The sequence below is a fragment of the Allochromatium palmeri genome, assembly GCF_009720725.1.
GTDB classification, from domain to species: Bacteria; Pseudomonadota; Gammaproteobacteria; order Chromatiales; family Chromatiaceae; genus Thermochromatium; species Thermochromatium palmeri.
Genome location: NZ_WNKT01000033.1, coordinates 35,235 through 45,045, shown reverse-complemented (window position 1 = coordinate 45,045; position 9,811 = coordinate 35,235). Strand labels below are relative to the sequence as shown.

General features: G+C 64.3%; 10 protein-coding genes and 2 pseudogenes. 1 reads left to right on the top strand and 11 read right to left on the bottom strand.

What is annotated here, in order from left to right:
• Window positions 1-254 precede the first annotated feature (254 nt).
• The 5 genes and pseudogenes from GJ668_RS14035 to GJ668_RS14020 all read right to left on the bottom strand — a co-directional run.
• A pseudogene (locus GJ668_RS14035) lies at window positions 255-428 on the bottom strand (integrase core domain-containing protein); the annotation flags it as partial.
• Window positions 418-735, bottom strand: a pseudogene (locus tag GJ668_RS21275) (IS1634 family transposase); the annotation flags it as partial. The pseudogenes GJ668_RS14035 and GJ668_RS21275, both read right to left, overlap by 11 nt.
• Before the next feature lie 129 nt (window positions 736-864).
• Complete coding sequence (locus GJ668_RS14030; protein WP_155450766.1) at window positions 865-1,413, bottom strand: DUF4381 domain-containing protein; 549 nt, start codon at window positions 1,411-1,413, stop codon at window positions 865-867.
• Window positions 1,410-2,354 carry a DUF58 domain-containing protein gene (locus tag GJ668_RS14025; protein WP_155450765.1) on the bottom strand — a complete coding sequence of 315 codons (945 nt, stop codon included), beginning with the start codon at window positions 2,352-2,354 and terminating at the stop codon, window positions 1,410-1,412. Before GJ668_RS14025 ends, GJ668_RS14030 begins: the two co-directional genes overlap by 4 nt.
• Before the next feature lie 13 nt (window positions 2,355-2,367).
• On the bottom strand, window positions 2,368-3,393 hold the full coding sequence (locus GJ668_RS14020; RefSeq protein ID WP_222930793.1) for an AAA family ATPase: 1,026 nt from the start codon (window positions 3,391-3,393) through the stop codon (window positions 2,368-2,370).
• 192 nt (window positions 3,394-3,585) lie between these two features.
• Here GJ668_RS14020 and GJ668_RS14015 point away from each other — a divergent pair, with 192 nt between their 5' ends.
• Window positions 3,586-3,984: a sulfur globule family protein gene (locus GJ668_RS14015; protein ID WP_155450764.1), complete on the top strand. Its 399-nt coding sequence runs from the start codon at window positions 3,586-3,588 to the stop codon at window positions 3,982-3,984.
• A gap of 127 nt (window positions 3,985-4,111) precedes the next feature.
• Here GJ668_RS14015 and accC read toward each other — a convergent pair whose 3' ends face one another.
• From accC to cutA, 6 genes are all read right to left on the bottom strand, one after another.
• Complete coding sequence (accC, locus tag GJ668_RS14010; protein ID WP_155450772.1) at window positions 4,112-5,452, bottom strand: acetyl-CoA carboxylase biotin carboxylase subunit; 1,341 nt, start codon at window positions 5,450-5,452, stop codon at window positions 4,112-4,114.
• 20 nt (window positions 5,453-5,472) lie between these two features.
• Window positions 5,473-5,949: an acetyl-CoA carboxylase biotin carboxyl carrier protein gene (gene accB / locus GJ668_RS14005; RefSeq protein WP_155450763.1), complete on the bottom strand. Its 477-nt coding sequence runs from the start codon at window positions 5,947-5,949 to the stop codon at window positions 5,473-5,475.
• A 4-nt stretch (window positions 5,950-5,953) separates the two neighbouring features.
• Window positions 5,954-6,415, bottom strand: a complete 462-nt coding sequence (aroQ, locus tag GJ668_RS14000; protein ID WP_155450762.1) for a type II 3-dehydroquinate dehydratase — start codon at window positions 6,413-6,415, stop codon at window positions 5,954-5,956.
• A gap of 115 nt (window positions 6,416-6,530) precedes the next feature.
• Window positions 6,531-7,124, bottom strand: coding sequence for a TlpA family protein disulfide reductase (locus GJ668_RS13995; protein WP_155450761.1), 594 nt, complete (start codon window positions 7,122-7,124; stop codon window positions 6,531-6,533).
• Window positions 7,121-9,388: a protein-disulfide reductase DsbD gene (gene dsbD, locus GJ668_RS13990; RefSeq protein WP_425482490.1), complete on the bottom strand. Its 2,268-nt coding sequence runs from the start codon at window positions 9,386-9,388 to the stop codon at window positions 7,121-7,123. The genes GJ668_RS13995 and dsbD overlap by 4 nt, the downstream gene beginning before the upstream one ends.
• The gene (gene cutA, locus GJ668_RS13985) at window positions 9,385-9,723 is read right to left on the bottom strand and encodes a divalent-cation tolerance protein CutA (protein WP_155450759.1); all 339 of its coding nucleotides are present in this window, start codon (window positions 9,721-9,723) and stop codon (window positions 9,385-9,387) included. Before cutA ends, dsbD begins: the two co-directional genes overlap by 4 nt.
• Window positions 9,724-9,811: the final 88 nt, after the last annotated feature.

Sequence of the window (9,811 nt, the reverse complement as noted above, 5' to 3'; positions counted from 1 at the left end):
TGCGCCCGCTGCACCAGGCTGTGGGCGGTTTCGCGGCTTCGCGCCAGACCTTCCAGGACGGTGCGTGGTTCAGGGGGTAGCTCAATCAACGGGGCAGGACGGGCCATGGGCGGCAACTCACAATCAGGCAGTGGGAGAGTGATGAGTGATTATCCAGAAAATTCACAGTGCGCGGTACTAGTGAGGCACCGCCAGACGAAAGGGGCGGAAACAGATAGGCCAGATCTACGGATGCAGAATGCCTGCTCTCTACTCTACCTCTCAACCACAGCGATTTGGCGCGGCCCCAGTTCTGATTCGGCCTTGGCGAAGCGATCGACGATCTTGGCTCCTCCGCCGGTGCCGGATTGGTAGACAGCATCGGGCGTGAGATAGCCCAGGGATTGATGAGGGCGTTGGCCGTTGTAGAAGGCGAAATAGGCGCTCAAGTATCAGCCCCAAACGGTCGTCGCTGACATCCAACGCCCGCAGCGCCCGGCGCTCCAGGCCGACCCGCAACGTCATCAAGAGACCGCCCGCCCAGCCCTGAACCCGGTTGAGGCGATGGTCTCCCTCGCTGAGAATGTAAGCCAGCCACACCACCGCCACCTCACCGAGGCTCAGCCCTTGCCAGTTTCCGTGCATCGGGCAGTGCTCGCCGAGCAGCGAGGCGCCCCCCATCTTGGACAATTGCGCCAAGAGTAGTGGGATGTCATCAACCCGTTCGATGCGGGTGACCGTAGGGGCCGTGTCCATGGGTGTCCTGACTCAGGATGCAAGTGCGCATAGCTTGCCTCATTTTTCAGGAACCGGGCGGTAAAATTGAGCGAACGATGACCATGAATCCTCCTTTGGTGAAATTGGCCTGGTAACGTCCTGCATGCATCAGGATCGTGGTTCGATTCCTGGCCGTTTGGCCAACGGCAGGCTGGTGAACGATGAAGCCATAGATGCCACAGAGATCGCGCTGTCGATCCAGCGTCCGGCCAGGGCCGCGAGCTGCTCGGAGTCGAACGCACTCTCGTCGGCGGAGCGATAAGCCGACTCGACCAGCACACGCCCGACGCCGTCGCTGAACTCGCCATCACCGCCGGTCGCATCCAGAAAGGTCAGCCAGTCCTCGCCGGTTAAACCTGCGACCTGGACGCGCGGATATCGCGCCAACGCCAGACGCCGCAACAGACGCGACAACTCGGCCAGATAGCGCCGCCGATCGCCATCGGCGGCCAGCTCGCGGCCCAGCCGTTCGAGTTCGCGCCGCGCGGCACGCTGGAGCGCGGTCTGGTCTCGCCAGCGAAGCCAACGACGCACCACCAGAACCAGTGCCACCAGAACCACAGCCGCCAACAGCCACCAGCCCGGCGCCAGCGGCCACCAGGACACCGGATCGGGCAGATGCCAGTCACGCAAATCAGCCAGGGGATCAGCCATCATGCCTGCCTCGCCGGATGAAGCGCCCGCCGCGCTCCGAGGGCGAGCGCCAGGGCCGGGCCGACCGGATCGCCGGTCGATAACCGCAGCCAGTGCGCGCCATGGAGCCGTGCCAGCCGTTCCAAGAGCGCCAGACGCTGTTCGAACGCCGCCTGATAGCGCGTCCGCGCTCCCGCACCGGTCAGGTCCAGAATCCCGCGCCGCTGGCCCATCAGCACCGGATACCGCCCAGCAGGTGGCGCCTTTGCTTCGATCGGATCATGGACCAGGACGAGCAGCAATTCACTCCCCGAGGCCAGACGCGCGATCCAGGCGCCATCGCGCTCGTCGAGATCGCTGAAGTCACTGATCAAAGCGATCAGGCTGCCGGGACGAACCAGCGCGGCCAGATGTGCCGCCGCCCCGGCGAGCCGGACATGACCGCCCTCCCCCATCGCCACCGGCGTGGCCAGGCGTTCGAGCAGCGGCAGCAGACCTGTGCCGCGCGCGGCCGGCCGTCGCTCCAGATGGCGTGACTCGTCGAACACCAGTCCGCCGACCCGGTCGCCTCGATCCACGGCCGCCCATCCGAGCAGCGCCGCCACGCGCGCGGCCACGACCGACTTGAAGGCCACGCGCGTCCCAAACTGCATCGATGGCCCCTGATCGACCAGCAGCCACACCGGCCGCTCGCGCTCCTCGCGGAATAGCTTCACATGCGGCGTCCCGGCGCGTGCGGTCACGCGCCAGTCCATATTGCGCGGATCATCACCCGGCAAATAGACACGCGACTCGTCGAACTCCATGCCGCGACCGCGAAAGCGCGACAGATGACCACCGCTGCGCGTGGCCAGCACCCGCCCGCGCGGAGCCAGATCCAGCCGCCGTGCCTGGGCACGGAGCGCGATGAGTTCACGCAGATCGGCACGGAAGCCGTTTGCAGTCTGCTCGTTTGAATCGGCCATGACTGGATGCGGCTCAAGGTGCCGGAACACGCGCCAGCAGCGCCGTGACGAAATCATCCGCACAGCGCCCTTCGGCCTCGGCTTCATAGGACAGCAGCACCCGATGGCGCAGCACGTCGGGCGCGAGCGCCTGGACGTCCTCGGGCGAGACGAAATCGCGTCCGGCCAACCAGGCGCGGGCGCGGGCACAGCGATCCAGGGCAATGGTCGCGCGCGGACTGGCGCCAAACCGTAGCCAGCCATCGAGATCGCGCGCATAGGCACCGGGGCGGCGTGTCGCCATCACCAGATGCACCAGATAGTCCTCGACCTCGGGCGCCATATAAAGATCGAGAATGGCCCGCCGTGCGGCGAAGACCTCAGCCTGGGTCAGCACCACGGCGGATTCCCGCGGCGCCTGATCGCCTCTGGCCTGATCGCGGTTGAGCCGCAGGATGGCGCGCTCGGTCTCCAGGTCCGGGTAATCGACGCGCACATGCAGCAGGAAGCGGTCGAGCTGGGCTTCCGGGAGCGGATAGGTGCCCTCCTGTTCGATCGGATTCTGGGTCGCCATGACCAGAAAGAGTTCCGGAAGCGGATAGGTCTCGCGCCCGACCGTGACCTGACGCTCGCCCATGGCCTCCAGCAGTGCCGACTGCACCTTGGCCGGGGCGCGGTTGACCTCATCGGCTAGCAGCAGATTGTGGAAGATGGGGCCGCGATCGAAACGGAAACTGCCATCATGCGGCCGATAGATCTCGGTGCCGGTGAGATCCGCCGGCAGCAGATCCGGCGTGAACTGGACGCGATGGAAATCACCTTCCAGACCGACCGCCAGATACTTGACCGCCGTGGTCTTGGCCAGACCCGGAGCGCCCTCGACCAGCAGATGTCCATCCGCCAGCAACGCGATCAGCAGACGCTCGACCAGGGTGCGCTGACCCAGGATGCCGCGCGCGATCTGATCGCGCAACGCGCCAAAGCGCCCGGCCAGATCGGGCGCGGCATCCGCATGGGCGCTGCGACCCTTGTGCAACTCCAGATTTGGACTCTGTTCCAAGGTTTGCCTCCTTCAAAAAAGCTCACAGGCATCCGACCGACGCCCCCGTACAGGCATGGCCAATCGGAATATAGAGTTCCAGGTTTTGTCGATCGACGCCGTTAAAACTTTTTAAGGTAGATACATTGTGGATGCTCAACCTGACCCCTATACTGGTTCAGCCATTCCGGCTCCACAACAGAGGACGACACAATGATCAAATCCAACCGGATCACCGCTTGCGCCATCGCCGCGCTCTTCGCTGGCGCCTCCTTCTCCGCAAGCGCCTGGTGGGGCGGCCCAGGCTATGGCAACGGCAACGGCCTCTGGGACAACATGGGTGACATGTTCGGCGATGGCTATGGCGACTTCAACATGAACATGGGTGGCGGCGGACGCGGCTATGGCCGTGGCTATGGTCGCGGACAAGGTTACGGCTACGGCTATGACGCCCCCTATGGCTATGGTGCTCCCTATGGTTACGGCGCCCCCTACGGCGGCTATGGTGCTCCCTATGGTTATGGCGCGCCCTACGGCGGAATGCCTTATGGTGCCATGCCGCCCCAGATGCCCGCTGTTCCAGCCCAGCCACAGGCGGCTCCGAGCCGTTAACCTGTGACCCCGCTCGGCTGAACGGCCCGGCCGTGAGTGATCGCGGCCACATAAAGACGCCTCGTGCTCCTTGAGCCGAGGCGTTTTTGTTGTTCGAGGTTTGCCGGGAACGGCGAACACCCGACGGCTAGAGACCGAGCATCTTTTCCAGATAGTGGATATTGGTGCCACCGGCGAGGAAGGCGCCATCGCGCATGATCGAGCGCTGAAGCTTGATGTTGGAGTGGATGCCTTCGATGATCGTCTCGCGCAAGGCATTGCACATACGCGCTACCGCCGAATCACGATCCTCGCCGTGGGTGATGAGCTTGCCGATCATCGAGTCATAGTGACAGGGCACGGTATAGCCCGAGTAGATATGGGTCTCGATCCGCACCCCCGGACCGCCCGGCGCGTGGAAGTCGGTGATCTTGCCCGGACTGGGCATAAAGGTCTCGGGATGCTCGGCGTTGATGCGGCACTCAATGGCATGCCCGCGCATCTGGATGTCTTCCTGCCGATAGCGCAGCGGCTCGCCGGCGGCGATCAGAATCTGTTCCTTGACGATGTCCACGCCCGTGACCATCTCGGTGACCGGATGCTCGACCTGGACGCGGGTGTTCATTTCGATGAAATAGAACTGCCCGTTCTCGTAGAGGAACTCGAACGTCCCCGCCCCGCGATAGCCGATCGACCGACAGGCGGCCGCGCAACGCTCGCCGATCTCGCGCCGCTGGGCCTCGGTAATGCCCGGTGCGGGTGCTTCCTCGACCACCTTCTGATGACGCCGCTGCATCGAGCAGTCGCGCTCGCCGAGATGGATGGCGTTGCCCATCTGGTCGGCCAAGACCTGGAACTCGACGTGACGCGGGTTCTCCAGGTACTTCTCCATGTAGACCATGTCGTTGTTGAAGGCCGCTGCGGCTTCGGCCTTGGTCAGCGCGATGGCGTTGAGCAGGGTCGCTTCGGAGTGCACCACACGCATCCCGCGCCCACCACCACCGCCCGACGACTTGATCATGATCGGATAGCCGATCTCGCGCGCCAGCTCCAGGGTGCGCTTCTTGTTGTCGTCGATCGGACCGTCGGACCCCGGCACACAGGGCACGCCGGCTTCCTTCATCGCCGCGATGGCCGAGACCTTGTCGCCCATCAGGCGAATGGTCTCGGGACGCGGGCCGATGAAGATGAAGCCCGACTTCTCGACGCGCTCGGCAAAATCAGCGTTCTCAGACAGAAAACCATAGCCGGGGTGGATGGCAACCGTATCCGTGACCTCCGCGGCACTGATGAGCGCCGGAACGTTCAGGTAGCTTTGCATCGCGGCTGCCGGGCCGATACACACCGACTCGTCGGCGAGCAAGACATGCTTGAGATCGCGGTCGGCTTCGGAATGGACGGCGACCGTCTTGATGCCGAGTTCGCGACAGGCACGCAGGATGCGCAGCGCGATCTCGCCACGGTTGGCGATCAGAACCTTCTCGATCATTGCAGACATAATGTCAGACCTCAGTCGATCAGGAACAGCGGCTGGTTGTACTCAACCGGTTGACCATTCTCGACCAGGATGCGCTTGACCGTTCCGGAGTGGTCGCTCTCGATCTGGTTGAGGATCTTCATGGCCTCGATGATGCAGAGCGTATCGCCGGCCTTGACCGACTGGCCTTCCTCGACGAAGGGCTTGGACCCCGGCGAGGGCGCGCGATAGAAGGTGCCGACCATGGGCGAGCGCACCAGGTTGCCGGTGAGTTCGTCCTCCTCGTCATCGCCCGCTGGCTGGGTCGGCGCTGGTGCGGCGGCCGGCTGGGGCGCGCCGCCGGCCATGGGCATCGACATCGGCATGCCCTGGGGCATGTAGAACGGCATGGCACCGCCGCTCACCTGGCGGCTGATGCGTACCGATTCCTCGCCCTCGTGGATTTCGATCTCGGCGACGTCGGATTGCTCCAACAACTCGATCAGCTTCTTGACCTTGCGGATATCCATCGTTTCAGTGGTTCTCGTTCGTTGGGTTCTGAGCCAGTCGACCAAGCGCGGCGCGGAGCGCCAGCGCATACCCCTCGGCCCCGAGTCCGCAGATCACGCCCACCGCGATGTCAGAGAAATAGGAATGGGCGCGAAATGGCTCGCGAGCATGCACATTCGACAGGTGCACCTCGATGAAGGGGATGGCCACGGCCAGCAGGGCATCGCGCAAGGCGACGCTGGTGTGGGTGAAGGCGGCCGGATTGATGAGGATGAAACGCACCCCGTCGCGCCCGGCCTGGTGAATGGCCTCGATGAGGACGTGCTCGGCGTTGCTCTGCACGAAGTCCAGCGCGTGGCCGGCTTCATGCGCCATCGCCACGAGCTGGCGCTCGATATCGGCCAGCGTGACGCGCCCGTAGTGACCGGGTTCGCGAGTACCGAGCAGATTGAGATTGGGTCCATTCAGGACCAGGATCGAGGCCATGGCGCGACTGCCTTGCAGACCAAAGGGGAAGGATGTGCGTCATTGCCGTCCGGCCGGAATCGGCGGCAAATCGCCTCGAATTGTCCGGATTTCGTCGGATCTTGTCCAGAGATGATCAGGGTGTGCGCGACACGCGCGGCCCCTCTCTCACGAGCAGTGGATCGAGGTACTCGCTCAGCTCTTCGGCGCTCAGTTCACCGATCTGACCGTGGACGCGCCGCCCACGCCGATCGAAGATCACGGTGAAGGGCAGCACCTCCAGCCGGTTGCCGAGCTGGACCGAGAGCTTGAGCACCTCGGGCGTGGCGATCAGGAGCGGATAGTTGACCGGTTGCCCGGCGACGAAGGCGCGCACGTCCTCGATCTGATCGACGGCGATGCCGACGAACTGTACGCCGGACTCCAGCAGCCGTTCCTGGATCTCGACGAAACGCGGGATCTCGGACAGGCAGGGCGGACACCAGGTGGCCCAGAAATTGAGCACCAGCACCTTGCCGGCCCAGGCGCTGCTGGCGACCTCGTGTCCATCGAGATCGGTCAGACGAAAGTCGGGCAGGGTTTGCAGCGGCTCGGTTGAGTGCTCGGAGTGCGCCTGGCGCCCGCCTCCGTCTCCTTCCTCAGCGCCGATCCAGTGTTGACTGACGATGGCGGTGCCGATGCTGATGCCACCGGCAAGCACGGTGACGAGGATGACCTTCAAGGGCTTCATGGGGCGATGACCTGGCGCAGATGCGCGGCAAATGGCTCAGCGGGCGAGAAGCCCACCAGACGATAGTTGACGAGTTCCTGACCGGCGCGATCGAAGAACAGGATCGCCGGTGGCCCGGGCAGACCGAAGCGACCCTGGATCAGGGCGCGATCCTCAGCGTCATTGGCCGTGACATCGGCCTGAAGCAGGACGAAGCGGTTCATCTCAGCGATCACGGCCGGATCGCTGAAGGTGTAGCGCTCCATCTCCTTGCAGGACACGCACCAGTCGGCATAGAAATCGAGCAGCACCGGCTGACCGCTCGCCTGGGCTTGAGCCAGCTCACGTTCCAAATCAGCGACCGATTTGATGCGCTTGAAGGTCGCGTGCTCGGCGCTGCCGGCCAGGGCACCCACTGGCAGCAAACCCCGCAGCGGCTGGAGCGTATCACGCCCACCGGCCGCCGCGCCGACCAGCATGAGCGCGCCATAGATCAGCAGGCCCAGCCCCAGCCCTTTCCACAGCTTACTCCACCCATTCGCCCCCGGCTGGATCTGAGTCAGCGCGCCCATATAGACCGCCGAGCAGATCAGCAGCAGCGCCCAGAGCAGCATGGCGACGGCCGGCGGCAGAATGCGTTCGAGCATCAGGATGGCCACGCCCAGCAGCGCCACGCCGAACACGGCCTTGACTGCGTCCATCCAGGCTCCGGCGCGCGGCAGATAGCGACCGGCCGAGGTGCCGATGACGATCAGTGGTGCGCCCATGCCAAGACTGAGCGCGAACAGCGCCAGCCCGCCGAGCAGCGCGTCTCCGGTCTGACTGATATAGATGAGCGCGCCGAACAGCGGCGGCGCCACGCAGGGTCCGACGATCAGCGCCGAGAGCAGGCCCATGATGGCCACGCCGATCAGGGTGCCGCCCTCCTGACGATTGCTGAACTCGGCGAGCTTGGTTTGCAGGCTCGATGGCAGTTGCAGTTCATAAAAGCCGAACATCGACAGCGCCAGTGCGACGAACACCAGCGCAAAAGCGGTCAGGATCCAGGGGTTCTGGAACACGGCCTGGAGATTGGCCCCGAACAGCCCGGCCAGCACGCCGACGATGGTATAGGTCAGGGCCATTGCCAGCACATAGACCAGCGACAGCACAAAGGCCTTGCGCGTGGTCAATCCCTCGCCCTGCCCGGCGATGATGCCCGAAAGGATCGGAATCATCGGGAAAATGCAGGGCGTGAAGGCCAGCAGCAGCCCGAAGCCGAAGAAGACGACGAGGATCACCCACAGCCCCTCGCCTGCAAGCACGGCGGCGATGCGATCCTGTTCGGAGATCGGCGGGCTGTCAGCGAGGGCGCGAACACTGGCCGCCGAAGCTTCAGGCAGGCTCAGCGCGACCCGCCGGGTCTGCGGCGGATAGCAGATCCCGATCTCGGCGCAGCCCTGATATTTGACGACCAGTGTCGCTTCAGTCGGCGCCGTCGCGGCACGCACGAGCGGTACGCTCAGATCGAGCCGGCCCTGATAGATCTCGACCTCGCCGATGGAGCCATCGGGCAGCACTGAGTCATGTTTGAGCGTGCCGCTCGGGCGCTCGATGACACCGAGCGCGACCTCGGGCGCATCGACGAGCGTGATCTCGATCAGATCGGCGTAGAGATAGGTGTCAGGCGCGATGTCCCAGGTGAGCTGCACGCGATCGGGCGCGACGACCTCGGACTGGAAGCGGAACGCCTGCTCGACCTCGGGAATCTCGTCGCGGCTCGACAGCCCCCGACCCGGCCTGGTGGACGCCATCAAGGCCGCCAGACGGTTCGGTTTGACCTCGGTTGGCGCCGGCGCCGCGACAGGCTCGGGCAGTTCCAGCGTCAGTGTCTCGCGATGCGGCGGATAGCAGAATCCGGCATCGGCACAGCCCTGTGAGCCGATACGCAGCGTCAGACGGTTGCCCGATCCCGGCTCGCGCGTGATGGGTAAGTCGACCGCGAGCCGTCCGTGATAGATCTCGACCTTGCCGAAGAATTCGTCCTGCTTGGTTTCAGCGTCGGGCAGTGTTGCCATGCCGAGCGTGATTCCGGGCGTCTCGGTGTCGAACCTGAGCTTGCTCTTATAGAGATAGTAGCCATCGGCCGTCTCCCAGATGACGCGCACGGCTTCAGGTCCAGTCACCTCGGCGCTGACCGGAAAGGCTTGCTCCTGAGTCAGGAAGTCCTCGGCCAGCGCCGGAGCGCAGACCAAGGCACCCGCCAGCCATAGCCACGCCCAAATCCACAGCCCGGTTCGTTTCACGAGTCTCGCTCCACGGCGTTCACACATTCACTCACCCAATTCAGATAGTCGCTCGACCCCGAGACGATGGGGAGGGCGATGATCTCTGGTACGTCATACGGATGCAACTGGCGCAAGCGTTCGGTCAGCGGCTCGACACAGGCCTCGACGCTCTTGATCAGGAGCAGGACTTCCGAATCATGCTGGATACGCCCGTCCCAGCGATAGACCGAGGTCAGGCCGGGAACCAGACTGGCACACGCGGCCAGCCGTTCTTCGACCAGGGCCTCGGCCAGGCGCAGCGCCGTGTTCTGGTCGGGACAGGTACAGAGGATCAGACGATAATGGGTTGACATGCTTGGGGACTCGATCTTGCTTGGACTTGATCTCGCCGACAGGGTAAGGTTTCGGAAAACCGTCGGGGCCAACGAAGGCCGGATTCTG